Origin of the sequence: Gymnodinialimonas phycosphaerae, assembly GCF_019195455.1 — a bacterium.
Classification (GTDB): domain Bacteria; phylum Pseudomonadota; class Alphaproteobacteria; order Rhodobacterales; family Rhodobacteraceae; genus Gymnodinialimonas; species Gymnodinialimonas phycosphaerae.
Map to the genome: position 1 here is coordinate 4,044,518 of NZ_JAIMBW010000001.1, position 24,559 is coordinate 4,069,076.

At 62.4% G+C, this 24,559-nt stretch carries 22 protein-coding genes; 17 read left to right on the top strand and 5 right to left on the bottom strand.

What is annotated here, in order from left to right; genetic code table 11:
* Positions 1-253: 253 nt before the first annotated feature.
* The 7 genes from KUL25_RS20325 to KUL25_RS20355 all read left to right on the top strand — a co-directional run bounded on the left by KUL25_RS20325 (position 254) and on the right by KUL25_RS20355 (position 6,281).
* Positions 254-814: a F0F1 ATP synthase subunit delta gene (locus tag KUL25_RS20325; protein WP_257894550.1), complete on the top strand. Its 561-nt coding sequence runs from the start codon at positions 254-256 to the stop codon at positions 812-814.
* Positions 814-2,352: a F0F1 ATP synthase subunit alpha gene (gene atpA / locus KUL25_RS20330; RefSeq protein ID WP_257894551.1), complete on the top strand. Its 1,539-nt coding sequence runs from the start codon at positions 814-816 to the stop codon at positions 2,350-2,352. Before KUL25_RS20325 ends, atpA begins: the two co-directional genes overlap by 1 nt.
* A gap of 12 nt (positions 2,353-2,364) precedes the next feature.
* Complete coding sequence (locus KUL25_RS20335) at positions 2,365-3,243, top strand: F0F1 ATP synthase subunit gamma (protein ID WP_257894552.1); 879 nt, start codon at positions 2,365-2,367, stop codon at positions 3,241-3,243.
* A gap of 17 nt (positions 3,244-3,260) precedes the next feature.
* A complete protein-coding gene (gene atpD, locus KUL25_RS20340) occupies positions 3,261-4,685 on the top strand; it encodes a F0F1 ATP synthase subunit beta (protein WP_257894553.1) in 1,425 nt (474 codons plus the stop codon).
* 57 nt (positions 4,686-4,742) lie between these two features.
* Positions 4,743-5,141, top strand: coding sequence for a F0F1 ATP synthase subunit epsilon (locus KUL25_RS20345; RefSeq protein ID WP_282563190.1), 399 nt, complete (start codon positions 4,743-4,745; stop codon positions 5,139-5,141).
* A 147-nt stretch (positions 5,142-5,288) separates the two neighbouring features.
* A complete protein-coding gene (locus tag KUL25_RS20350; protein WP_257894554.1) occupies positions 5,289-5,639 on the top strand; it encodes an H-type lectin domain-containing protein in 351 nt (116 codons plus the stop codon).
* An 81-nt stretch (positions 5,640-5,720) separates the two neighbouring features.
* Positions 5,721-6,281 (top strand): hypothetical protein, encoded by a 561-nt coding sequence (locus KUL25_RS20355; RefSeq protein WP_257894555.1) that lies wholly within the window; start codon positions 5,721-5,723, stop codon positions 6,279-6,281.
* On the opposite strand, the gene KUL25_RS20360 is transcribed toward KUL25_RS20355, so the two are convergent.
* On the bottom strand, positions 6,278-7,306 hold the full coding sequence (locus KUL25_RS20360) for a ribose-phosphate pyrophosphokinase (RefSeq protein ID WP_068362255.1): 1,029 nt from the start codon (positions 7,304-7,306) through the stop codon (positions 6,278-6,280). The genes KUL25_RS20355 and KUL25_RS20360 overlap by 4 nt on opposite strands.
* A gap of 133 nt (positions 7,307-7,439) precedes the next feature.
* On the opposite strand from KUL25_RS20360, the gene KUL25_RS20365 reads away from it, so the two are divergent.
* The 9 genes from KUL25_RS20365 (at position 7,440) to KUL25_RS20405 (ending at position 17,191) form a co-directional block, all read left to right on the top strand.
* The gene (locus KUL25_RS20365; RefSeq protein WP_257894556.1) at positions 7,440-8,039 is read left to right on the top strand and encodes a 2-hydroxychromene-2-carboxylate isomerase; all 600 of its coding nucleotides are present in this window, start codon (positions 7,440-7,442) and stop codon (positions 8,037-8,039) included.
* Positions 8,036-8,827, top strand: a complete 792-nt coding sequence (locus tag KUL25_RS20370) for an alpha/beta fold hydrolase (protein WP_257894557.1) — start codon at positions 8,036-8,038, stop codon at positions 8,825-8,827. Before KUL25_RS20365 ends, KUL25_RS20370 begins: the two co-directional genes overlap by 4 nt.
* Positions 8,828-9,019: 192 nt before the next feature.
* Positions 9,020-10,114, top strand: coding sequence for an AI-2E family transporter (locus KUL25_RS20375; protein ID WP_257894558.1), 1,095 nt, complete (start codon positions 9,020-9,022; stop codon positions 10,112-10,114).
* Positions 10,114-10,800, top strand: coding sequence for a P-loop NTPase family protein (locus KUL25_RS20380; RefSeq protein WP_257894559.1), 687 nt, complete (start codon positions 10,114-10,116; stop codon positions 10,798-10,800). Before KUL25_RS20375 ends, KUL25_RS20380 begins: the two co-directional genes overlap by 1 nt.
* A 28-nt stretch (positions 10,801-10,828) precedes the next feature.
* Positions 10,829-13,003 carry an RNA degradosome polyphosphate kinase gene (locus KUL25_RS20385; protein WP_257894560.1) on the top strand — a complete coding sequence of 725 codons (2,175 nt, stop codon included), beginning with the start codon at positions 10,829-10,831 and terminating at the stop codon, positions 13,001-13,003.
* A gap of 57 nt (positions 13,004-13,060) precedes the next feature.
* Positions 13,061-14,602 carry a Ppx/GppA family phosphatase gene (locus KUL25_RS20390; RefSeq protein WP_257894561.1) on the top strand — a complete coding sequence of 514 codons (1,542 nt, stop codon included), beginning with the start codon at positions 13,061-13,063 and terminating at the stop codon, positions 14,600-14,602.
* Between the two features lie 435 nt (positions 14,603-15,037).
* Positions 15,038-15,238: a hypothetical protein gene (locus tag KUL25_RS20395; RefSeq protein ID WP_257894562.1), complete on the top strand. Its 201-nt coding sequence runs from the start codon at positions 15,038-15,040 to the stop codon at positions 15,236-15,238.
* Between the two features lie 68 nt (positions 15,239-15,306).
* Positions 15,307-16,665, top strand: a complete 1,359-nt coding sequence (gene proS / locus KUL25_RS20400) for a proline--tRNA ligase (protein WP_257894563.1) — start codon at positions 15,307-15,309, stop codon at positions 16,663-16,665.
* Positions 16,666-16,957: 292 nt separating this feature from the next.
* Positions 16,958-17,191, top strand: a complete 234-nt coding sequence (locus KUL25_RS20405) for a hypothetical protein (protein ID WP_257894564.1) — start codon at positions 16,958-16,960, stop codon at positions 17,189-17,191.
* Here KUL25_RS20405 and KUL25_RS20410 read toward each other — a convergent pair.
* Both KUL25_RS20410 and carB read right to left on the bottom strand, forming a co-directional pair.
* The gene (locus KUL25_RS20410; protein ID WP_257894565.1) at positions 17,181-18,383 is read right to left on the bottom strand and encodes a trypsin-like serine peptidase; all 1,203 of its coding nucleotides are present in this window, start codon (positions 18,381-18,383) and stop codon (positions 17,181-17,183) included. The two genes, KUL25_RS20405 and KUL25_RS20410, sit on opposite strands and share 11 nt — an antisense overlap.
* A gap of 407 nt (positions 18,384-18,790) precedes the next feature.
* On the bottom strand, positions 18,791-22,123 hold the full coding sequence (gene carB, locus KUL25_RS20415) for a carbamoyl-phosphate synthase large subunit (protein ID WP_257894566.1): 3,333 nt from the start codon (positions 22,121-22,123) through the stop codon (positions 18,791-18,793).
* Positions 22,124-22,376: 253 nt separating this feature from the next.
* On the opposite strand from carB, the gene KUL25_RS20420 reads away from it, so the two are divergent.
* Positions 22,377-23,057: an HAD-IA family hydrolase gene (locus KUL25_RS20420; RefSeq protein ID WP_257894567.1), complete on the top strand. Its 681-nt coding sequence runs from the start codon at positions 22,377-22,379 to the stop codon at positions 23,055-23,057.
* On the opposite strand, the gene KUL25_RS20425 is transcribed toward KUL25_RS20420, so the two are convergent.
* Both KUL25_RS20425 and KUL25_RS20430 read right to left on the bottom strand, forming a co-directional pair.
* Entirely contained in the window at positions 23,030-23,176 is a 147-nt protein-coding gene (locus tag KUL25_RS20425) for a hypothetical protein (RefSeq protein WP_257894568.1), read from the bottom strand. The genes KUL25_RS20420 and KUL25_RS20425 overlap by 28 nt on opposite strands.
* Before the next feature lie 16 nt (positions 23,177-23,192).
* Complete coding sequence (locus KUL25_RS20430; RefSeq protein WP_257894569.1) at positions 23,193-24,422, bottom strand: SAM-dependent methyltransferase; 1,230 nt, start codon at positions 24,420-24,422, stop codon at positions 23,193-23,195.
* Positions 24,423-24,559 lie beyond the last annotated feature (137 nt).

Sequence of the window (24,559 nt, forward strand, 5' to 3'; positions counted from 1 at the left end):
AGAATCGCGGCTTTCAGCGACGCAAAATTCGTGGGCAAAGCGCCGCATCGCAGAATAATCAGCGCAACACATTGAAATAGAATGATTTTTGAACGGGGCGCCAGCGATCTAGGACGGTTGCAGCATTTCAAACCCTCTGCTACACCGCGCTCGATTTACCGGGGAACGGGCGGGATGGGCCGCTCTGACACGACAGCGGTGGGGCGGCATATCGGCTTCTCCAAACACGCCTCGTGCAACTGAAAGGGTTGATGTGAGCGAATCTGCTTCAATCTCGACCGGCATCGCCGCGCGCTACGCGACCGCGATGTTTGAGTTGGCCTCCGAGGCCAATGCGCTACCAGCTTTGGAAAAAGACGTCGACGCGCTGGACGCGGCGTTGTCGGAAAGCGTGGACCTGCGCGACCTGATCCACTCGCCGATCTACGGCCGCGATGAGGCGTCAGCCGCCATCGGCGGTGTCGCGGATGCGATGAAGTTGCAGGCGATGACCGGCAACACGCTGCGTCTGATGGCCAACAAGCGCCGCTTGTTCGTGCTGCCTGCTTTGCTTTCCGAACTGCGCGAGCGCATTGCCGACCATAAAGGCGAAGTGACCGCCGAAGTGACGTCGGCCAAGGCGCTGACGAAGGCCCAATTGGACAAGCTGACCAAGTCGCTGAAAGAGCGCGTCGGCAAGGCCGTGATTGTCAAACCGACCGTCGATGAAGGTATCATCGGCGGTCTTGTTGTAAAAATTGGCTCGAAGATGATCGACACGTCGATCCGCTCCAAGCTGAACGCACTCCAGAATACCATGAAAGAGGTCGGATAATGGCTATCCAAGCAGCTGAGATTTCTCAGATCCTCAAGGACCAGATCAAGACTTTTGGGCAAGACGCCCAAGTCGCCGAGGTTGGCCGGGTTCTGTCCGTGGGCGACGGTATTGCCCGCGTCTACGGCCTCGACAACGTTCAGGCCGGTGAGATGGTCGAATTCCCCGGCGGCATTCAGGGCATGGCCCTGAACCTTGAAGCCGACAACGTGGGTGTCGTGATCTTCGGCTCTGACCGGGACATCAAAGAAGGCGACGTCGTCAAGCGCACGAACTCCATCGTGGACGTGCCCGCGGGCAACGAAATGCTCGGTCGCGTCGTTGACGGTCTTGGCAATCCGCTGGACGGCAAGGGCCCGATCAACGCCTCCGAGCGTCGGATCGCCGACAGCAAGGCGCCAGGCATTATCCCCCGGAAATCGGTTCACGAGCCGATGGCCACGGGCCTGAAAGCCATTGACGCGATGATCCCTGTTGGCCGTGGCCAGCGCGAGCTGATCATTGGCGACCGTCAGACGGGTAAGACCGCCGTGGCGCTTGACACGATCCTGAACCAGAAGTCGTACAACGATGCCGCTGGCGACGATGAAAGCAAGAAGCTGTACTGCATCTACGTCGCGATCGGCCAAAAGCGGTCCACCGTGGCGCAGCTGGTGAAGAAGTTGGAAGAGACCGGCGCGATCGAATACACGATCGTTGTGGCCGCCACCGCCTCCGACCCCGCGCCGATGCAGTTCCTGGCACCGTATGCTGCGACTGCCATGGCGGAGTTCTTCCGCGACAACGGCCGTCACGCGCTGATCGTGTATGATGACCTGTCCAAGCAGGCCGTGTCTTATCGCCAGATGTCCCTGCTTCTGCGCCGCCCGCCCGGCCGTGAAGCCTATCCTGGTGACGTTTTCTACCTGCACTCTCGCTTGCTGGAGCGGTCCTCGAAGCTGAACGAGGACAATGGGTCCGGTTCGCTGACAGCGCTGCCGATCATTGAAACCCAAGGTGGCGACGTTTCGGCGTTTATCCCGACCAACGTGATCTCGATCACCGACGGTCAGATCTTCCTTGAGACGGAATTGTTCTTCCAGGGCATCCGCCCCGCTGTGAACACCGGTCTGTCGGTGTCGCGGGTTGGCTCCTCGGCTCAGACCAAGGCGATGTCGTCGGTTGCCGGTCCGGTTAAGCTGTCGCTGGCGCAGTATCGTGAAATGGCCGCGTTCGCCCAGTTCGGCTCGGACCTGGACGCCTCCACCCAGCAGTTGCTGGCCCGTGGTGCGCGCCTGACCGAGATGATGAAGCAGCCCCAGTATTCGCCCCTGACCAACGCCGAGATCGTTACGATGATCTTCGCGGGCACCAACGGGTTCCTGGACAAGCTGCCCGTCGGTGATGTGGGTCGCTTCGAGGAAGGTCTTCTGAACCATATGCGCGCCAACAAGAAGGATGTGCTGGATTGGATCACCAACGAAGATCCGAAGATCAAGGGTGATGCCGCCGACAGACTGAAGGCAGCCATTCAAGAATTCGCCGCCGATTTCGCGTAAGGGAGATTTGGCATGCCCAATCTCAAGGACCTAAAAAACCGGATCGCGTCGGTCAAATCGACCCGCAAGATCACCAAGGCGATGCAAATGGTCGCCGCCGCGAAACTGCGTCGTGCGCAGGAAGCGGCGGAGATGGCGCGTCCCTATGCGGAAAAGATGGAGGCCGTTATGAACGGCCTCGCGTCGGCCGTTGGCAATTCCGAGGGCGCGCCGCGTCTTCTGGCGGGCAATGGCAAGGATCAAGTGCATCTTCTGGTCGTCATGACGGCAGAGCGGGGCCTCTGCGGGGGCTTCAACTCCACGATTGTTCGGAAGGCGCGGGTCCGCATCTCCGAGCTGTTGGCCGAAGGCAAGACCGTAAAGATTCTGACCGTGGGCAAAAAAGGCCGCGAGCAGATCAAGCGCGACCATGCCGACAAGATAGTCGGTCACGTCGATTTGTCTGACGTCAAACGTCTTGGCTATGCCAATGCCGCCGACATCGCGACCGATATCCTTACCCGTTTCGAGGCGGATGAATTTGACGTCGCCACGATCTTCTACAACCGCTTCGTGTCCGTGATCTCTCAGGTGCCGACGGCAACTCAGATCATCCCGGCCGAATTCGATGCGGCTGAGACGGCGGACGATAGCGGCACTCTTTACGAATACGAGCCTTCGGAAGAAGCCGTGCTGGAAGATCTTCTTCCCCGCGGCATCGCCACACAGATCTTCACCGCCCTGTTGGAAAATGGTGCGTCTGAACAAGGGGCGCGGATGTCCGCAATGGACAACGCCACCCGGAACGCAGGCGACATGATCGACCGGCTGACCATCGAGTATAACCGCTCGCGTCAGGCCGTCATCACCAGCGAGCTGATCGAAATTATCTCGGGCGCTGAAGCGCTTTAACGACGGAGAGACGACACATGGCAAATGCAGTCGGCAAAATCACTCAGGTCATCGGCGCTGTCGTTGACGTGCAGTTCCCAGATCACCTGCCGGAGATCTTGAACGCCCTCGAAACCACGAACGACGGTAAGCGTCTGGTTCTGGAAGTGGCGCAGCACCTTGGCGAAGGCACCGTGCGGACCATCGCAATGGACTCGTCGGAAGGCCTCGTGCGCGGTCAGGAAGTGACCGATACCGGTGGGCCGATCACGGTTCCCGTGGGTCCGGCCACGTTGGGTCGCATCCTGAACGTCGTGGGCGAGCCCGTGGACGAAGGTGGCCCCGTCGAGGCGGAAGAGCGTCGCGGTATCCACCAGGACGCGCCCGAGTTCGCGGACCAGTCGACCGAGGCCGAAATCCTCGTGACCGGCATCAAGGTTGTGGACCTTCTGGCCCCCTACTCCAAGGGTGGTAAGATCGGCCTCTTCGGCGGTGCCGGTGTGGGCAAGACGGTTCTGATCATGGAACTGATCAACAACATCGCCAAGGTGCACTCCGGTGTGTCCGTGTTCGCCGGTGTGGGTGAGCGGACCCGTGAGGGCAACGACCTTTACCACGAGATGATCGAATCCGGCGTTATCGTTCCCGATAACCTGACCGAGTCGAAGATCGCCCTGGTCTACGGCCAGATGAACGAGCCTCCCGGTGCGCGCATGCGGATCGCCCTGTCCGGCCTGACGCTGGCCGAGCAGTTCCGTGACGCAACGGGCGCGGACGTGTTGTTCTTCATCGACAACATCTTCCGCTTCACGCAGGCCGGTTCCGAGGTGTCCGCACTTCTGGGTCGTATCCCTTCTGCCGTGGGTTACCAACCGACGCTGGCCACCGACATGGGCACCATGCAGGAGCGTATTACGTCGACCAAGCGCGGCTCGATCACGTCCATTCAGGCCGTTTACGTGCCTGCGGACGACTTGACCGACCCGGCGCCAGCCACGACGTTTGCGCACCTCGACGCCACGACGGTTCTGTCGCGCGCCATCTCCGAGCTTGGCATTTACCCCGCCGTGGACCCGCTCGACTCTACCTCGCGTCTGATGGATCCGACCATCGTGGGCGACGAACACTACCAGGTTGCCCGTGACGTTCAGGGTATCCTTCAGCGTTACAAGTCGCTGCAGGACATCATCGCCATTCTCGGCATGGACGAACTGTCGGAAGAGGACAAGCTGACCGTGGCACGTGCCCGGAAGATCCAGCGTTTCCTGTCCCAGCCCTTCGACGTGGCGAAAGTCTTCACCGGCTCTGACGGCGTCCAGGTTCAGCTGGAAGATACGATTTCGTCCTTCAAGGCCGTGGTCGCGGGTGAGTACGATCACCTGCCCGAAGGCGCGTTCTACATGGTGGGTGGCATCGACGAAGTCATCGCCAAAGCCGAAAAGATGGCCGCAGACGCCGCCTAAGAAAATGGCCCCCGGGGATTACCCGGGGGCACTTGATCCAGTTTTCCGGAGGCCATCATGGCAACCATGCAATTCGACCTCGTCTCTCCCGAGCGCCGCTTGGCGTCCATGGAAGTAAACGAAGTGCAGATCCCCGGCGCGGACGGTGATTTGACGGCGATGCCGGATCATTCGCCGATGATCACGACCCTGCGCCCCGGCGTCTTGAAGGTGTCGGGCGCAGAGGGGGAGAAATCCTATTTCGTCACGGGCGGTTTCGCAGATATTGCGGGCCCGTCGGCGACGATCCTTGCTGAAATGGCGCTGCCGGTCGAAGAAGTCGCCGCCGCGCAGGTGGATGAGTTGATCACGGCCTCTGAGGCACGCGTTAAGTCGGCAACGGGCAGTGCGGCGGATGCCGCCGCGAAGTACCACGCTGAGTTGACCTCGACGCTGGACACGATCATCGGCCGCTAAGGCGCGCTGCATGTCAAAATACGCCCTCGGCCGACCCGCCGGGGGCGTTTTTGTATCAGGCGCACAAAAAAGGTCGAGTTTGGGGATTTTGTTCAGCATTCCTTCGGAATTCGGCGTAATAAGTGCCCGGGTAAACATGCAAGTGCCATGAAACGCTTTAAAAACAACCTTATTGCTGTCGACCAAGGGTCAAGCGTCATGTTCTCGGATTTCGCCAACAACGGGCCAATGTGGTCCGGTGATGGCCCCCGCGAGTCCGTGACGAAGGTTGAATTCGGTGAGCCGTATCTCGCGCCGCCGATGGTGCATGTTTCAATCTCGATGTGGGACACGGGCGGGAATACCAACCAGCGCGCCGACCTTCGGGCCGAAAAGATCACCCGGACCGGGTGCGACCTGGTCTTTCGCACCTGGGGCGACAGCCGTATCGCGCGCATCCGGGCGGATTGGATGGCGATTGGTGAGGTCCCCGATGAAGATGCCTGGGACGTAGGCTAGGCGACGTGACGTAGGGTAATTATTGAACGTCGTTCAAAAATGAATGATGTTCAAACCTGAGCCTTGCCGCAGGAGCCCCCCATGTCCGAAATCCGAAAGTCCGTCCTTTGGGCGATCGCCATCGCACTCCTATCGGGAACCTTCTCGGCCGTTACGCTGGACCCCTTCATGCAGGTGATAGAGGACTCCGGTTTGGACGACCTCGCGGGCCTTCTTGGATCCTTCGCCCTGACGGCGGGCTTGAGTTTTGGCCTGTGCGGCGCCGCTTTCACCCTATGGCGCAAGAAGGTGGGAATTGGTGCGGGCGCAGTCTTTGTTGTGGCATCGATGATTGGAATGGCATCGGCGGTCTACGTGGCCATTCTGGGATATGACAACGCAACCGGCAGCTTTCTGTTGCCCTACACGCTCGGCAGCCCGGTGGGGGCGCTTATCCTCGCGGTGCCCTTTGCCTTCTTGGGGAAGTTCGCCACCCCTTGGCGCACGATTGCCTTGGCAACGGCGTTGCCGATGCTGTGGGCTGTGGGGGTAGGCGCGTTCCTCAATGGCGACGCCGCGCTGAATGCGTCGGGGCTGGCGACACTCTACATCGGGTGGCAGGCGCTGTTCTTGGGCGTGTTCGCAGCAGCGCGGCGCGCCTAGCGCCCCCACATGCCGTTGGGATAGAGCCCTTCGTAGATCGGCACCAGAGAGGCGGTGTCGAACAAGGACGAAACGGACGTCCCGTGCCAGATGTTCAGGATCGATTGGGCGAACATCGGAGCCGTCGGCACGACGCGGATATTGGGGCAGGCGGTGACCGCGTCGGTTGCTTCGATGGTGTCAGTCAGGACCAGCGATTTCATCACCGACCCTTCGATCCGTTCCACCGCGGGGCCGGACATCACGCCGTGGGTGATGTACGAATGGACTTCCGTCGCGCCCGCTTCCATCAGGACCTCGGCCGCCTTGCAAAGCGTGCCAGCCGTATCGCAGATGTCATCCACGATGATGCATTTCTTGTCCGTGACATCACCGATCACGGTCATGCCTGCCACCTCACCCGCCTTCTCGCGGCGTTTGTCCACGATCGAGAGCGGCACCCCGATGCGCGTCGCCAATTCGCGCGCCCGCGCCACGCCGCCCACGTCCGGCGAGACGATCATCACGTCACTCATATCGCCGCCGAACTGGTGCAGGATATCAAGGGCGAAGATCGGCGAGGCATAAAGGTTGTCGACGGGCATGTCGAAGAAGCCCTGGATCTGGGCGGCATGCAGATCCATCGTCAGGACCCGTTCGATCCCACCCGATGCGATCATGTTCGCGACCAGCTTGGCGGTGATCGGTGTGCGCGCCTTGGTGCGACGATCTTGGCGGGCATAGCCGAAGTAGGGGATCACTGCGGTGACGCGCGCGGCAGACGACCGACGCAGGGCGTCGGCCATGACCAGAAGCTCCATCAGGTTGTCATTCGCGGGTTTGGAGGTTGGCTGGATGATGAACATGTCCTCACCACGAACGTTCTCATAGACCTCCACAAAGATCTCGCCATCGTTGAAACGCTCCACCCGGGCATCGACAAGACCCACTTGCAGGCCCCGGTGCATCGACATGCGGCGCGCGATGGCTTCGGCCAAGCCTTTGTTCGCGTTGCCGGAAATGAGTTTAGGATCGTGTGCAGGCATGGTCTCTGGTCCCCGAGATGCGGGGCACAGGCCCGTCCCCACGCGGCCATCCCCTGAGCAGTTGACACCCCCTAGCACTCGGCCCACGGTTCGGGAAACCCTAAATGGGCATACATCGTCAGAAGGGGCCAACATGGCGCATATCGACTACTACTTTGCCACGATTTCACCCAACACCTATATCGCGGGCACGCGGATGGAGGCGGTGGCCGCCAAACATGGCGCAAGCGTCACCTATAAACCGCTCGATATCATGGGCCTGTTCGCGCGCACTGGCGGTACGCCCCCCGGTCAGCGCCATGAAAGCCGCCAAGCCTACCGCTTGCAGGAAATCCGCCGCCAGGCCGCCAAGGCAGACCTGCCCATCCACGTGCAGCCGATGTTCTGGCCCGCCAACCCGGCGCCGTCCTCTTACGCGTTGATCGCGGCACAGAAGGCGGGCGGGGGCGACCTTGGGGCGCTGGTCTTTGCGCTTACGAAGGCCTGTTGGGCCGATCAGTGCAACATCGCGGAAGATGACGTGATCCGAGAGGCGCTGGAAGGGGCCGGTTTCGACGGTGACCTCGTCAACAGTGGCATGCTGGCAGGGGCCGAAGAATACGCCCGCAATCTGGAGGATGCCGTGGCGGCAGGGGCCTTTGGTGCGCCGTTCTACATCGTCGACGGGACCGAGCATTTCTGGGGGCAGGACCGGATCGAGGATCTGGACCTGTTCCTTTCCGGCAAATTGTGAGCGTCAAGCACTGGGGCGAGGGGCCGGAACCGGCCCTGATGCTACACTGCACGCTGGCCCAAGGCAGCGCCTGGGCCGGGGTCGCGCGGCACCTGCGCGAGCGGTTGACGATCAGCGCCCCTGATCTGCTGGCCCATGGCGAGGGGCCTGAATATGATCCGGCCCAGGACTTTCACGATCAGGCAACAGAGGCCGCCGCGCGGCACCTGACCCCTGATACGCACCTCATCGGCCATTCCTTCGGGGCTACCATTGCCCTGCGTCTTGCCCTCGACCATCCGGGCCGCGTGAAGACCCTGACGCTGATTGAGCCGGTGCTGTTTTGCGCCGCAACCGGTCCGGGCCGTGCCGCCCATGACGCCTATATCGCCGACGTGCCCAAGGCGTTGGCCCAAGGCGATACAGCCGCCGCCGCCCGGATCTTCCTGCGCCTTTGGGGGTCCGGGGACTTCGACGCCATGCCCGCCGGGCTGCAGACCTACATCACCGACCGCATATGGATACCCGGTGCGACCGAGCCCGCGCTTATCGACGACCGCGCCCTGATCCTGCCCCGATTGCCTCACCTCAAGACCCCCACGCTCCTGCTTCAGGGGGCGCTGTCGCCCCCCGTCATCGCCGAGATCACGACGCAGCTTGCGCGTGTCCTACCCAACGCCCGCTCGCAAACCCTGCCCGGCGCCGCCCACATGGCCCCGCTGACCCATGCGGCCGCAACGGCGCAGGCCATCGCGGCTTTTTTCGACACCGCCGCCCCTATTTTTTCCCCGAGAATGCCGGGGGGTTAGGGGGGCTGGCCCCCCTGAATTGTGGTGGGTTAGGGGGGCTGGCCCCCCTTTGATCGGGATGGGTTAGAGGGGCGGCCCTCCCTTGGGCTCCCCTTGATCCTCGGCGTCGTGTGGGCCCCGGACAAGCGCGGCCCCCTCTTGCACATCCCCCGCGCCTTGGCGCATCAAGGGGGGAATGTGAAAGGCATCTCCATGGCTCTGCCCGCCCGACAACAAGTGACCTATTGGTCGATCGCCGCTGTCGTGTTCCTGCTGCTCCTCTGGGTGCTGGGGAACGTTATCATGCCGTTCATTGTTGGCGGCGCCATTGCCTATTTCCTCGACCCGATCGCCGACCGGTTGGAGCGGATGGGCTGCTCTCGCGCGCTTGCCACGACGTTGATTTTCGTCCTGTTGATCCTGATCGTCGTCACCATCGCGCTGGCGATCATTCCGCTTCTGGTCGAGCAGAGCTCCGGCCTGATCGAGGCCGCCCCGGGCATTTTCGACAACCTGCGCGTGTTCCTGACCGAGCGCTTTCCCAATGCCTTTGATGAAGGCTCTCCGGTGCAGACCTCACTGGTCAATCTGGGTGAGACCATTCAGTCCCGCGGGGCCGAACTGTTGCAGACCGTGTTGTCCTCGGCGGCGGGGGTGGTCAACGTGATCGTCTTCATCGTCGTGGTGCCGGTGGTGGCTTTCTACATGCTGCTGGATTGGGACCGGATGGTCGCGCGCATTGATCAGCTTCTGCCGCGCGACCACGCGCCCACGGTGCGCCTTCTGGCCAGCCGGATCGACCGGACGCTGGCCAGTTTCGTGCGCGGACAGGGCACGGTGTGCCTTGTGCTTGGCACGTTCTACGCGGTGGCCTTGATGATCGTGGGTCTGCAATTCGGCCTCGTCGTGGGCCTAATCGCGGGGCTGCTGACCTTCATCCCCTACGTCGGCGCGCTGGTGGGCGGGGCGCTGGCCATTGGCCTTGCGCTGTTCCAGTTCTGGGGCGAGTGGTGGATGATCCTCAGCGTGATTATCATTTTCATGGCCGGTCAAGCGGCGGAGGGCAACGTGTTGACGCCCAAACTCGTCGGCTCGTCTGTCGGATTGCACCCGGTGTGGCTGATTTTCGCGCTGTCGGCCTTCGGCACCGTCTTCGGCTTCGTCGGCATGTTGGTCGCGGTCCCCGTGGCCGCCGTGATCGGCGTGCTGGTGCGCTACTTCGTGGAGCAGTATCAGGCAGGGCTGCTTTACCAAGGTATCGGCGCAAGCGCGGCGCCGCCACAAGACCCGAGCGACCCCGAGGCCTGATGGCACAGCAACTGACCTTTGATCTGCCGCTCCGCCCCGCGATGGGGCGGGATGATTACTTTGTCTCGGCCGCCAATGCGGGCGCCGTGGCGCAGATCGACGCGTGGGAGGGCTGGCCTACGGGCAAGTTGATCCTTTGTGGCCCGCCTTCCTCGGGCAAGACCCATCTGGCCCACGTCTGGGCCACCGCCAGTGGCGCGCGGATCGTGGCAGCGACGGAGATCGCCGCCGACCTGGACGCCCTGATGGAAGCGCCCGCCCTGGTCGTGGAGGATGCAGAGGATATCTGCGGAGACATGTCAGCGGAGGAGGGGATGTTCCACCTGCACAACGCGCTGGCCCATCGCGGCGCGCCGCTTCTGATCACCGCGCGCACACCGCCGTCGCGCTGGGGCATGAAACTTCCGGATCTGGCCAGCCGCATGGCGCAGGCAGGCCTCGCCAAACTCGACGCGCCCGATGATGCCCTCTTGATGGCCGTGATGATGAAACGCGCGGTCGATCGCAAACTGCCCCTGTCGCCGAAAATCCTGTCCTATGCCGCACCCCGGTTAGAGCGCTCTTTCAAGGCGGCAGATGCCTTTATCGCCAGGGTCGATGCCTTGGCCCTTTCCGAAATGCGCAAGCCCTCGATGGTGCATGCCAAAGCCGCCCTTGCGCATGCCACGGGTGATCCGTCATCCTGACGCCACATCTTGCACGTAGGCCCTACCCATGAGTTTCGCCGATTTCCTCAACGCCCCCTGTCCCGCCCCGGTTGAGTTGCCCGAGGCCGAGACGAACGGCCCCGCCCGGTTCTTCAATCGTGAACTCAGCTGGCTAGCCTTCAACTGGCGCGTGCTGGAGGAAGCCGTGAACCCCCGCGTGCCGCTGCTGGAGCGGGTGCGCTTCATCTCGATCAGTGCGGGCAACCTTGATGAGTTCTACACCGTGCGCGTCGCGGGGCTGCGCGAACTGGCCCAAGAAGGTAACCTGACGCCCGCCGCCGATGGCCGCTCGCCTGCCGAACAGCTGACACTGATCAACGCCGACGCGCGAAAGTTGATGCGCCAGCAACAGGCCGCCTGGATTGACGTCCGCACGGAGTTGGAGGCCGAAGGCATTATCGTTGTCACCCGAGATGACCTGAGCCGTGCCGATATCGCCCACCTCTCGGACGTCTTCCTGGCCGAGGTCTTCCCCGTCCTGTCGCCCCTGGCCATTGATCCGGCCCATCCCTTTCCCTTCATTCCCAACGAGGGCATCGCCCTTGCCCTGCAACTGAAGCGGGACCGCGATGGGCGCACGTTGCAGGTCTTGCTGCCGATCCCGGGGCAGGTCGATCGCTTTATCTCACTGCCCATCAAGGACGGCACCAAGCGCTTCCTGCCGCTTGAAGAGCTGCTTCTGCTAAATATCGCGGAGCTATTTCCCGGCTACAATCTCAACGGATCATGCATGTTCCGCGTGCTTCGTGACAGTGATCTGGAGGTTGAGGAAGAGGCCGAAGACCTCGTGCGGGAATTCGAGACCGCCCTCAAGCGCCGCCGCCGCGGCGAGGTGGTGCGCCTGCAAATCAGCGATGGCGCGCCCGAGAAGCTGGCGCGCGAGATCATCGAGCAGCTTCACGTCATCGGCGATGAGGTGGTGGAGGTTCGGGGGATGATCGGGCTTGTGTCGCTCAGTGAATTGGTGCGCGATGACCGGCCCGATTTATTGTGGCGCTCCTTCACCCCGCGCGTCCCGGAACGGGTGCAGGACCACGACGGCAACATGTTCAACGCGATCAGCCAGAAGGACATGTTGCTGCACCACCCCTACGAGACGTTCGATATGGTGATCCGCTTCCTCGCGCAGGCGGCGCGCGATCCCAATGTGGTGGCGATCAAGCAGACGCTTTACCGGACGTCGAACGAGTCCCCCATCGTGGAGGCATTGTGTGAAGCGGCGGAAAACGGCAAATCCGTCACCGCGCTGGTGGAGTTGAAGGCGCGCTTTGACGAGGCCGCCAACATCCGCCAATCGCGCAAGCTGGAACGCTCGGGCGCCCATGTCGTCTATGGGTTCATCAACTACAAGACTCACGCCAAGATCAGTACCGTGGTCCGGCGCGAGGGCGATAAACTGGTCACCTATACGCACTACGGCACGGGCAATTACCATCCGATCACGGCGCGCATCTATACGGACCTGAGCCTTTTTACCTGTGACCCGGCGTTGGGGCGCGATGCCACGAAGGTGTTCAACTACATCGGCGGCTACGCCGAGCCCGAGGTTCTGGAAAACCTCTCGATTTCTCCGCTGACGATGAAGAAGACCCTGATCGACGGCATCAACGCCGAGGCCGAGCACGCGCGCGCGGGCAAGCCCGCGATGATCTGGGCGAAGATGAACTCGGTGATCGAGCCTGATGTCATCGATGCCCTCTACGAGGCGTCACAGGCGGGCGTGCATATCGATCTGGTGATCCGGGGTATCTGCGGGCTGCGGCCCGGCATCAAGGGCCTGTCCGATACGATCCGGGTGAAGTCCATCGTCGGCCGCTTTCTGGAGCATTCGCGCATCGTCTGTTTTGGCAACGGCTACGGCTTGCCCGCCAAGAAGGCGCGGGTTTACATCAGCTCGGCCGATTGGATGGGCCGCAACCTGAGCCGCCGGGTCGAGACCTTGGTGGAATGCACCAACCCCACGGTAAAAGCGCAGATCGTCAGCCAGATCATGGCGGCGAACCTGGCGGACGTGGCCCAAAGCTGGGTGTTGCAGCCCGACGGCACATTCAAGCGTCCGGATCTGAGCGAGATCGAGAATCCGTTCAATTGCCACCGGTTCTTCATGGAGAACCCCTCGCTGTCGGGTCGCGGAAGTGCCGGGGCCAAGGACGTGCCGGAACTAACCCATAGCGATGATTGACCGGGGCCGCGCGCCCGTGCCAAACCAGAGCCGTTGCTTGCCGAGAGGGGCCTGCCGATGAACGATCATGACCCCGAATTCGGCCCCTTCGGGATGCCTCTTTACGATGGCCCCGAGGCGCGGTCGCTTGCGCGGGTGGGCGTGATCGACATCGGGTCGAACTCGGTCCGGCTCGTGGTGTTTGACGGCGCGGCACGGTCGCCCGCCTATTATTTCAACGAGAAGATCCTGTGTGGACTGGGCGCTGGCTTTGCCGAGACGGGCCGCCTGAACGCCGACGGCCGGGTGCGGGCCTTGTCGGCGCTGAAACGCTTCGCCGCGCTGACCCGCGCAATGGACGTTAAGCCGTTGCTGACGGTCGCCACGGCAGCGGTGCGCGACGCGGAAGACGGTCCGGAATTCCGGGCCGAGGTCCTGGCGCAGACGGGGCTGGAGATCCGCATCCTAGACGGCACGGAAGAGGCGCGACTGTCGGCGCAGGGTGTGCTTCTGGGTTGGCCTGGGGCAGAGGGGCTGATCTGCGACATCGGCGGCTCGTCCATGGAACTGGCAGAGTTGTTGGGCGACGGCGTTGTAGGCGCACGGCGCACGTCGGATCTGGGGCCGCTCAAGCTGATGGGCCTGAAGGGCGGCAAGAAGGCCATTCGCAAGCATATCAAAGAGAAAGTCGCGGCCTTGGTGGAGGAATTTCCGACCAGACCCAAACGCCTGTTTCTGGTTGGGGGCTCCTGGCGGGCGATTGCCCGCGTCGACATGGTGCGCCGCGATTATCCGCTGCGGGTGCTGCATGAATACCGGATGACGCCCAAGGCGATCATGAACACGATCAAGCACATCGGCGACGCGGATATGGACGCGCTGCGGGCCGAGACGGGAACCTCGTCCGAGCGGATGCGATTGGTGCCGCTTGCGTCGCTGGTTCTGAAGGAACTGGTCCGGCAGGTGCGGCCCAAGGAGGTGGCGATCTCCAGCTACGGCATTCGCGAGGGGCTGCTTTATGACCAGATGTCCCACACCTTGCGCCACCGCGATCCCCTGATCGAGGCGGCGCGCCATGCCGAGGCCTCCTCGGCGCGACATCCGGGTTTCGGGCGGGCGCTTTACCGCTTTGTAGAGCCACTCTTCCCCGGTGCGCGCTACGACAAGAAGCGCCTGATCCGCGCGGCATGCCTTTTGCACGACGTCAGTTGGCGGGCGCATCCCGACTACCGGGCGGAGGTCTGCTTTGACAACGCGACCCGTGCCAACCTGGGCGGGTTGACCCATGGCGAGAGGGTCTATCTGGGTCTGGCCCTGCTGCACCGCTATAAATCCAACCGCGCGGGCACCGGCTTCAACGCGGATCTGCTGGATCTTCTGTCCGAGGCCCGCGTGCAGGAGGCCGAGAACCTGGGCCGTGCCATGCGCTTTGGGGCCATGTTTGCCACTGCCAACCCGATTGACCATGGACGGCTGAAGTACCGCCCGCAGCGCAAGGAATTGATCCTGACGCTGATATCCGACGAAGGGCGCGACCTGTTCGGAGAGGTGGCGCAATCGCGGTTCGACGCGCTGGCCACGGCGATGGGGGTGACGCCCATCGTGAAAGGGGCGCGGTAACCAAAGGGTAGGGATTCCCGCAATAGAGCGATGTCGCGCGATGCCCTAGATAGGGGTCATCGCAACTCAACGCCTCGAAGGAGACCTGCCATGGCTGCCCTGAATACCATCGCCTGTTCAGCCGTCCTGCTGATCCTTGTGATGTTTTCTGTCATGGTTGCTGCCCCCGTCTCGGTCGGGGCGTTCTGAAGCGATTTGTCCCTGACGGTGCGGCGGGCTTTGTCCCTTGTCCCGCTGCACCTGTTCTCCCTTGTTCACGACTTTCACGGCCCCTTTCGAGGGGCCGTTTTTTTCGCGTGGGACAGGCACAAAGGTAGGGCCAAAGGTAGGGCCAAAGGGAGGGCCAAAGGTAGGGCCAAAGGTAGGGATTGCCCCCATATCGGGCTGGTGTTGATGCAGCTAGGTTAAAGACATCGGAGAGAAGGAGCTGCCAAAATGTCTACCATGAACGTGCTGTCCATTACCCTCATCGCCTTGATCCTGGCCACATGCCTCGCCCTGTTCTTCGGTGTTCGCGCCGCCCAGGCGGGCGTTTTGCAGACCCCCGCAGGAGGCTTTGGCGTCATCGACGCGCCCGCACCGGCCCCGCGCCCGGATGGGTTCACCTCGACCGCAGGCGGCGACCCCAACGTCTGAGCCGCTTGTGAGCCTTTTGCCTTTGGCGTAGACCGCTGGGAACACCCATTTCCCAAGGTCCCGTACCCATGCGCCTCAGCCGCTACTTCCTGCCCGTCCTGAAAGAAACGCCGTCCGAGGCCCAGATCGTCAGCCACCGCCTGATGCTGCGCGCGGGCATGATCAAGCAATCCAGCGCCGGGATCTATTCGTGGCTGCCACTCGGCTACAAGGTCCTCAAACGCATCGAGCTGATCGTCCACGAGGAACAGATCCGCGCCGGTCACATCCCCATGTTGATGCCCACGCTGCAGTCCGCCGATCTGTGGAAACAGTCGGGCCGCTATGATGCCTACGGGCCCGAGATGCTGCGCCTGAAGGACCGGCACGACCGCGACATGCTGTACGGTCCCACGAATGAAGAGATGATCACCGACATGGTGGGCACCTTCGTTACCTCCTACAAATCGCTGCCCCTCACGCTCTACCATATCCAGTGGAAGTTCCGCGATGAAGTGCGTCCCCGCTTTGGCGTGATGCGCGGGCGCGAGTTCCTGATGAAGGACGGCTACAACTTCGACCTGACGAAGGAGGCGGCGCTGCATGCCTACAACCGCCACCTCGTGTCCTACCTGCGCACGTATGAGCGGATGGGGTTGCAGGCGATCCCGATGCGCGCGGACAGCGGGCCGATTGGCGGAGATTACACCCATGAATTCCTTGTGTTGGCCGATACCGGCGAGTCGGAGGTCTTCTATGACGCCGAGATCACCGACCTGAAGTTCGGCGACCGTGAGATCGACTATGATGACTGGGATCAGTGCGAGGCGGTGTTGCAGGAGTTCACCTCTCGCTATGCGCGCACCGACGAGACCCACGACGAGGCCGAGTTCGCCGCCATCCCCGAGGTGCGCCGGAAGTCCGCGCGCGGTATCGAGGTTGGGCAGATCTTCTACTTCGGCACCGAGTATTCCGAGAAGATGGGTGCCCACGTCCAGAACGACGAAGGAGAGCGCGTGCCGCTTCACATGGGGTCACACGGGATCGGCGTGAGCCGCCTTCTGGGCGCGATCATCGAGGCGTCTCACGACGACAAGGGCATCATCTGGCCCGAAGGCGTGACGCCGTTCCACTGCGGTATCGTGAACCTCAAGCAGGGCGACGCGGAAGCGGATGCGGCCTGCGAGGCGCTTTATGCCGCGCTGGAGGGCCACGGGTTGGAGCCGCTTTACGATGACCGCGATGAGCGGGCGGGCGGCAAGTTCGCGACGATGGACCTGATCGGTCTGCCGTGGCGCATCACCGTGGGGCCGAGGGGCCTGAAAAATGGTGTGGTAGAGCTGACCAGCCGCCGTACAGGCGAGTCCGAAGAGATGACGCCCGAGGCCGCCGTGGCCCGCGTGGCCGAGATCTACGCGGCCCACAAGCCCGTCAACGCGGGGGTCTGATGCAAGGGGCAACTCCCTGAAAAGGCGGGAAATCCGGTGTTTGAGAAGTCTGGGGGTGCGGGTAACGTTCTCGTTATTCAGAAAGGATCCCTTATGACCAAAATTCTCATTCCACTCGCTCTTCTTGCCCTCTCGGCTTGTGTTCCTGTCTCGCCCTATGGCGGCGGATACGGCGGGCCTCAGGAGCCGGATATTTACGACCTGCCAGCCCATTGTTCCTACGACGCTTATGGGCAGGTAATCTGCAACAATTGAGCCCGTTTCCCGGTTGGAAATTTGCGGCGTCGGCCTTTTGTCCGGCGCCGTTTTTCGTGGCGTTTCGCGCCGCTGCGCGCTGGCGGAACTCGCGCAGGCCTTGGCCGAAAAGGCCCCGGAACACGTCGCGGGGATGGATCAGCTGCGCTTGGCGTGTCCCATTGCTGCGGGGCTGGTCGCGTTCACCACTGCCAAGTTCATACAGGTGATCGCGGTCAATGACGGCGACACGCCTGACGCAGAGGCATGCCGCCTTCAAGCTACTTCGTGACCGGGGCCGGGACGGCAGAAGCCGCAGGGCCGGTGCGCGTCAGGGCCTGATACTCGGCCACGATGTTGGCGACATACATGGCGACGTTCATATCGAACTCCTGCTCGGGCTGGAAATTGGTATGGGATTCCACACCAATAAGCCGGTAGCCGGACGCGTCCTGGATGAATAACGGAGACCCGCTGTCGCCCTGCACCGTGTCGCATTCATGGACAAGGCGGTTCTGGCTGGCCAGTTCCACGAAGGGGCAGCTCAGGTTGCCGGTCAGGATGCCAGGGCGATCAGCGCTGTAGCCCGCTTGCAGGATATCGGGGCCGGTGCCATTGGCGAAGCCCGCAAGTTCCTGCGGTGTCAGGGTGCCGATGTTCATCCAGCCCAGGCGGTCGCCCAAAGGCTGGTCGAGGTAGAAGAACGCGAAGTCCATGCCCTCTTGCTCAGCCAGGCGCCACAACTCGGGCACATGGTAGCTGGTCACACCGGCTGTCGCCACGGACGCGCCGTTCTGGTAGCCCGCGCTGAAGCGCATCGGCGGGTTGTCCTGCTCGCCCAGATTGGTGATGCAGTGGCCCCCTGTCAGCACGATATTCGGCGCGATCAGCGTGCCCGTACAGCTACCCGATTGCATCTCGACATAGCCAATCATGTTCCACGGCGCTTGCGTCACGTCCATCACCAGCCGGTCATCTTCGCCAAAGAACGAACGGCGGATCTGTGCTTCGAAGGGCTCCAACTGGGTGAAGGAAAGCTGCGCGCCGGGGTAGTCGCCTTGTGGGTCACCGTAGGTGCCGACCCAGATGTCATAGGTGCCGCTTTGTGCCGCCGCAAAGGTCACGGCACTGTCCAGGCCGTGGCTGTCATCGTTGCAATACCAACGCCCGTCGGGACCGTTGATCAGCAGCACCGGATCATCATGGGACTCGGCGGTGATCGACAGGGGGCCCCCATCCGACGTGAACACCATGCGATAATCGGGGGCGTCGGCAAAGTAGCCCCGGCAAACGTCGCCGCTGATCGCATCGGTGAATGAGCGCTGCTCGAGACCGCCCGCCAAGAGATACACCCAGTTGGGATCGGTTGCGAAACCCGCCTGCAAGTCTTGCACGCCGAACGTGGGGTTCAGGGACGCGTCTTGCGCCGTTGCGTAGGTCAGCGGAGTTGCGATGAGGGCAGCGGTGAGAGCGAGGTGGCGCATGTTTGGCCTCCGAGTGGGAAATATCTGAGGGATAAGGTAGGCGCTGGGGGGGCGTTGGGGCAAGATTCTTTGGCGGGGAATAAGTTGGGATCAGGGACGGGAGGTCGGCTGATTGATTGGCGATTGCACATTAATGCGCATCTTTATCAAAGGCTTATGTGCGAATCTGCTGAATGCACCCGTCTTTTCCCCCAGGCTTTGGGACAGGAAATCCTTACCCTGATTGGACCGCCCCCAAAGCGATGCCACTGACAGTCAGCTAAGACAAACCGTGCGTATTGCCCCGTTTGATACCGCCCCAGATCGACGCGAAGCGGCGAATTGTAGACGACATTCTCAACGCGATCGCGATCAAGGGGCAGGTGCGCGCTATAGGCAGGACATCGCGTCACGCCGCGACAGCGCGACTACCCCTGCAACGCCCGCACAACCATCTCGCCTTCCCGCGCACTCACCATCGCTTGGGCCGCCGCGTGGGACCCGGCCAATGTCGTGAAATACGGGATCTTGTCCATCAGCGTCACGCTGCGCATGCTCCGTGAGTCCTCGACCGCCTGCGCGCCTTCGGTGGTGTTCATCACCAGGTGCACGCCACCGTCCTTGAGGATGTCTACGATCGTCCGCCCGCCCTCGTATTGCTTGTTGACGGTGTCGCTTTCGATGCCGTGCTTGGCAAGGAACTTCGCCGTCCCGGAGGTGGCCAGGATGTGGAAGCCCAAAGATTTCAGCATCTTGCCGGTGTCCACAAGCTCTGCCGTCTTGTCAGCCTCTTTGATCGACAGGAAGACGGTGCCTTGTGTCGGTAGAACGGTGCCCGCGCCCAGTTGCGCTTTCAGGAAGGCGCGGGGGAAGGTGCGGTCCCAGCCCATGACCTCGCCGGTGGAGCGCATCTCGGGGCCCAGCAGCGTATCGACGCCGGGGAAGCGGGCAAACGGAAGCACGGCTTCCTTGACGCTGAACCATGGCGTGCGGAAGTCGGCAAGGCTCATGGGGTCGCCGGGGATGATCGGCGTGTCCTCGTCCACCGGAACGTGGGGCGTGGCTTTCGGGAAATCGGCCAGTTTCTCACCGGCCATGAGGCGCGCGGCGATCGACGCGATGGCACTGTCGGTGGCCTTGGCGACGAAGGGAACGGTGCGGGAGGCGCGGGGGTTGACCTCGATCAGATAGATTTTATCGCCTTTCACGGCGAACTGGATGTTCATCAGGCCGACCACGTTCAGCGCCTTCGCCAGCGCCTCGGTCTGGGCGATGATCTGGTTCTGGATATCCACTGAGAGCGTGTGGGGCGGCAGGGAACAGGCACTGTCGCCAGAGTGCACGCCCGCCTCTTCGATATGCTGCATGATGCCTGCGACGTGGACGTTTTCACCGTCACAAAGGGCATCTACATCCACCTCGACAGCGCCTTGCAGGTAACTGTCGAGAAGGACGGGACTGTCGCCGGAGACGACGACGGCGTCGCGGATGTAGCGGTCCAGCTGCGCGGTGTCGCGGACGATTTCCATCGCTCGGCCACCGAGGACGTAGGAGGGGCGGATGACCAGCGGGTAGCCGAGTTTTTCCGCCGCCGCTTTGGCCTGCTCATCGGTGAAAGCGATGGCGTTTTCGGGCTGCTCAAGCTTGAGCATCTGCACAAGGCCTTGAAAACGCTCACGATCTTCTGCCAAGTCAATCGCGTCGGGCGTGGTGCCAAGGATCGGGATGCCGGCGTCCTGCAGGGCATTGGCAAGCTTCAGGGGCGTCTGTCCGCCGAACTGGACGATAACGCCGTGCAGCGTGCCGTTTTCCTGCTCCACCCGCAGGATTTCCAGCGTGTGCTCTAGCGTCAGCGGCTCAAAATAGAGACGGTCGGAGGTGTCGTAATCGGTCGAAACCGTCTCGGGGTTACAGTTGACCATGATGGTCTCGTAGCCCGCGTCCGAAAGCGCGTAACAGGCGTGGCAGCAGCAATAGTCGAACTCGATCCCCTGACCGATGCGGTTCGGACCGCCGCCAAGGATGACGACCTTCTTTGCATTGCTGGGACGGGCCTCACACTCGGCCTCGCCCATCACCGGCGTCTCATAGGTCGAATACATGTAGGGCGTTTGGGCTTCGAACTCGGCGGCGCAGGTGTCGATGCGCTTGAACTGGGCGTGGACGCCCGCGGCGGTACGAGCGCGACGGACCTCGGCCTCGGTGATGCCGGTCAGCGTCGCCAGCCGCGCGTCGGAGAAGCCCATCATTTTCAACTTGCGCAGGCCATTGGCGTCGGTCGGCACGCCGCAGGCGCGGACGTCTGCCTCGACGTTGATGATTTCGCGGATCCGGGCGAGGAACCACGGATCGAACTTGGTGACGGCGTGGATGTCATCATCAGAGAGGCCATGTCGCATGGCCTGGGCGATCACGCGGATGCGGTCGGGCGTTTGCTTGGCCAGCGCCTTGGTGATCGCGGCGGGATCTTCGCTTGCGCCGGGAATGTCGATCTCGTCGAAGCCCGTCAGCCCCGTTTCCATCGACGCAAGCGCCTTTTGCATCGACTCGTGGAACGACCGCCCGATGGCCATGGCCTCGCCAACGGATTTCATCGCCGTGGTCAGGTGCGGCTCGGAGCCGGGGAATTTCTCGAACGCAAAGCGGGGGATCTTGGTGACGACATAGTCAATCGTCGGCTCGAACGAGGCGGGCGTGACCTTGGTGATGTCGTTGTCCAACTCGTCCAGCGTGTAGCCCACGGCCAGTTTCGCGGCGATTTTGGCGATGGGGAAGCCGGTGGCCTTGGAGGCCAGCGCAGACGACCGTGAGACACGCGGGTTCATCTCGATCACGACCATGCGGCCATCTTCGGGGTTCATCGCCCATTGCACGTTGGAGCCGCCGGTTTCCACCCCGATCTCACGCAGCACGGCGATGGAGCCGTTGCGCATGATCTGGTATTCCTTGTCGGTCAGCGTCAGGGCAGGGGCCACGGTGATGCTGTCGCCGGTGTGCACGCCCATCGGGTCCACGTTTTCGATGGCGCAGACGATGATGGCGTTGTCGGCCTTGTCGCGCACGACCTCCATCTCGAACTCTTTCCAGCCCAGAAGGCTTTCATCCACCAGGATCTGCGCCATGGGCGAGGCTTCCATGCCCGAGCGGCAGAAAAATTCGTATTGCTCACGGTTGTAGGCCACGCCACCACCGGTGCCACCAAGGGTGAAGGCGGGGCGGATGATGGCAGGCAGGCCTACGTACTCGATGGCGGCGATGGCTTCCTGCACGCCCGCGTTGATGTCGAACTTGCCGTTCTCGCCCTTTGGGGCGGTGATGATCGTGGCCTTGGGGTTTTCCAACCCGATCCGGTCCATCGCCTCGCGGAACAGTTTGCGATCCTCGGCCATTTCGATGGCGGGACGCTTGGCGCCGATCATCTCGACGCCGAATTTTTCCAGCACACCCATCTCTTCCAGCGCCAGAGAGGTGTTCAGGCCGGTCTGTCCGCCCATTGTGGGCAGCAGCGCATCGGGGCGCTCTTTCTCGATGATCTTGGCGACGACCTCGGGGGTAATCGGCTCAATGTAGGTGGCGTCGGCAAGTTCCGGGTCGGTCATGATCGTGGCCGGGTTAGAGTTCACCAGAATGACCCGGTAGCCTTCCTCGCGCAGCGCCTTGCAGGCCTGCGCGCCAGAGTAGTCGAATTCGCAGGCTTGCCCGATAACGATGGGCCCCGCGCCGATGATCATGATGGATTGGATATCTGATCTTTTTGGCATGGTGTCCCCCGACGGAATGTCGCCCAAAGAGGGCGCGGTCACAGTGTGGCCCGCTGGCCTGCGGGCAAACTGTCGGCGTTATAGACGGGCGACACGGGGGCGCAAGGGAGGAAGGGCGAGCAGCTTGGAAAAACGCTGCCTTTCGGCGCTGTGGGGCGATTTGACCGGCAATTGCGCAAGAAATCATTGGAACCCAAAGCGCCCGCCCCATGTTGCCCGCCTGTACGTCATGCGCAGTCAAGGAGCCGCACCCATGCCAATTCTTCCCAAAGCCATCCTTTTCGGGGCCATCGGTACGTTGACGGAAACGTCCGATTTGCAGCGGCGCAGCTTCAATGCGGCGTTCCGGGATGCAGGCTTGCAATGGCATTGGGGACGAGAGGCCTACGCAGAGATGTTGCGCGCCCCAGGCGGCAAGGATCGCATTGCCGCCTATGCCAGGAAAAACGGCGACACCGTTGACGTGGCGCGACTGCATGCGGCGAAGGTCGCCTATTTCGCGGCCTACGCAGAGCAGGATGGGCTGACGCTTCGGTCCGGCGTGGCCGACGTGATCGCGCTTGCCAAACAATCCGGTGTCCGGCTGGGGTTTGCGACGACCACAGGATCGGACACGGTCGACCTGATTTTCGACAATCTGCAAGGCCAGGTAAGCCGCGAGGACTTTGCCTTCATTGGCGACCGCGATCTGGTAACGCGGTCCAAACCCTCGCCCGAGATCTATCGCCTTGCGATGTCTCACCTGGGGCTGTCCGCCCGGGATGCCGTCGCGATCGAAGATACGCCCGAAAGCGCGCGGGCCGCGATAGACGCGGGCATCCCCTGTGTGGGTTTTCCGGGCGAGGCGGCGCGCGGGCGCACGTTTCCAACCGGGGTCAATCACATCGCGGACATGTTGGCCCCTGCTCACTTCGGCCTGCGCAGGGCGGCCTGATTGCGCTCGCGTTTTTGGGTGCCGCAGGCGTAGGGGCTGACGTTTGCAGCCCTTGCGACGTCCGGCAGGGGCGTGATCGCAAGGGCCAGGTTACGGGTGTCGTCGCGTGACGTGCCCATGTGACGCCCGTTCCCGTTATTCAGCAGCGTGGTGCCGGGCGCTTGCATCGGCCGGGTAGAGGTAATCCCGCGTCAACGGCACGGCCTCTTGCCGACGTGCCATCTGGAACTGGAACACGCACTGGCGGTTGTAGCGGAAGGTGACTTCGGCCGCTTTCAGGTAATAGCGCCACATCCGGCAGAAGCGTTCGTCGAAAAGCGCGCGGGCTTCCTGCTCGCGGGCCGCGAAGCGCGCGGACCAATGGCGCAGCGTTTCGGCGTAATGCAGGCGCCAGACCTCGATATCGGTGGGATAGAGGTCTTCGTGTTCAACGGCGGCGGCCATCTCTGACAGCGAGGGACAATAGCCGCCGGGAAAGATGTATTTCTGGATCCATGGCGACGTGTGCCCCGGTGGATGGGCGCGACCGATGGAGTGGATCAAGGCCACGCCATCCTCGGTCAGAAGGTCGTGGACGTGGCGGAAGTATTCGCGGAAGTGCGGCGCGCCCACGTGTTCGAACATGCCGATGGACACGATCCGGTCGAACTGCCCGGTCACATCGCGGTAGTCCTGCAGGCGAAAGGTCACGCGATTTTGCAGACCGGCCGCCTTGGCCCGTTCGGTCGCGATGCGGTGTTGTTCTTCGGACAGCGTGACGCCCAGAACCTCGACGCCATAATCGCGCGCCAGCGTCAGGGCCATACCGCCCCATCCGCAGCCGATCTCCAGCACCCGCATGCCGGGGCGCAGCAACAGCTTGCCCGCGATGTGGTGCTTCTTGGCGCGTTGGGCGGCGTCGAGGGACATCGACGGATCGGCGAAATAGGCGCAGGAATACTGGCGGTCCTCGTCCAGGAACAGATCGTAAAGGGTTGAGGACAGGTCATAATGATGGGCCACGTTGGCGCGTGCCCTGTGGGCCGGGTTCCATTGGTCGAAGAGGCGCCGGACCTTGTGAAGGCGCGCCGAAAGTACCCGCCACCAGGCCTCATCGGCGCGCGCGATGTTCATCGTGGCAAGGCTTAGGAACCCGTCAAGATCGTCTTCGGCGAAGGTTATTGTGCCATCCATATAGCCCTCGCCCAGGGCCATGTCGGGGCTCAGCACCACGCGCCGGGGAAGCGCCTTGTCATGGAACGTCATCTCGATTTTCGGGGCTTGGCCATCGCCATAGGTGCGGCGGGTGCCATCGGGGTAGGTCAGGACAAAGGTCCCGACCTTCACGAAATCCCGCATCATTCTGTCCAGAATCCAATTCCACATGAACGGCCTCCATGACGATTTTGCCTATCGATTATGCCTCAGGTTGGCGCACTGGCAAAATGGCGGATTGATCTTGCGCAATGATCGGCAGGAAAAAGCCGGGCGGGGGAAGGGGGACTTCCGGCCTCACAACGGCC

Coding starts and splice junctions, on each gene's coding strand:
- proS (WP_257894563.1), top strand. CDS start 15,307: ATGCGCCTCAGCCGCTACTTCCTGCCCGTCCTGAAAGAAACGCCGTCC.
- KUL25_RS20430 (WP_257894569.1), bottom strand. CDS start 24,422: ATGTGGAATTGGATTCTGGACAGAATGATGCGGGATTTCGTGAAGGTC.
- KUL25_RS20360 (WP_068362255.1), bottom strand. CDS start 7,306: ATGCCTGCACACGATCCTAAACTCATTTCCGGCAACGCGAACAAAGGC.
- KUL25_RS20395 (WP_257894562.1), top strand. CDS start 15,038: ATGTCTACCATGAACGTGCTGTCCATTACCCTCATCGCCTTGATCCTG.
- KUL25_RS20365 (WP_257894556.1), top strand. CDS start 7,440: ATGGCGCATATCGACTACTACTTTGCCACGATTTCACCCAACACCTAT.
- KUL25_RS20390 (WP_257894561.1), top strand. CDS start 13,061: ATGAACGATCATGACCCCGAATTCGGCCCCTTCGGGATGCCTCTTTAC.
- KUL25_RS20425 (WP_257894568.1), bottom strand. CDS start 23,176: ATGGGCACGTCACGCGACGACACCCGTAACCTGGCCCTTGCGATCACG.
- KUL25_RS20345 (WP_282563190.1), top strand. CDS start 4,743: ATGGCAACCATGCAATTCGACCTCGTCTCTCCCGAGCGCCGCTTGGCG.
- atpD (WP_257894553.1), top strand. CDS start 3,261: ATGGCAAATGCAGTCGGCAAAATCACTCAGGTCATCGGCGCTGTCGTT.
- KUL25_RS20355 (WP_257894555.1), top strand. CDS start 5,721: ATGTCCGAAATCCGAAAGTCCGTCCTTTGGGCGATCGCCATCGCACTC.
- KUL25_RS20420 (WP_257894567.1), top strand. CDS start 22,377: ATGCCAATTCTTCCCAAAGCCATCCTTTTCGGGGCCATCGGTACGTTG.
- carB (WP_257894566.1), bottom strand. CDS start 22,123: ATGCCAAAAAGATCAGATATCCAATCCATCATGATCATCGGCGCGGGG.
- KUL25_RS20350 (WP_257894554.1), top strand. CDS start 5,289: ATGAAACGCTTTAAAAACAACCTTATTGCTGTCGACCAAGGGTCAAGC.
- KUL25_RS20335 (WP_257894552.1), top strand. CDS start 2,365: ATGCCCAATCTCAAGGACCTAAAAAACCGGATCGCGTCGGTCAAATCG.
- KUL25_RS20375 (WP_257894558.1), top strand. CDS start 9,020: ATGGCTCTGCCCGCCCGACAACAAGTGACCTATTGGTCGATCGCCGCT.
- atpA (WP_257894551.1), top strand. CDS start 814: ATGGCTATCCAAGCAGCTGAGATTTCTCAGATCCTCAAGGACCAGATC.
- KUL25_RS20410 (WP_257894565.1), bottom strand. CDS start 18,383: ATGCGCCACCTCGCTCTCACCGCTGCCCTCATCGCAACTCCGCTGACC.
- KUL25_RS20385 (WP_257894560.1), top strand. CDS start 10,829: ATGAGTTTCGCCGATTTCCTCAACGCCCCCTGTCCCGCCCCGGTTGAG.
- KUL25_RS20380 (WP_257894559.1), top strand. CDS start 10,114: ATGGCACAGCAACTGACCTTTGATCTGCCGCTCCGCCCCGCGATGGGG.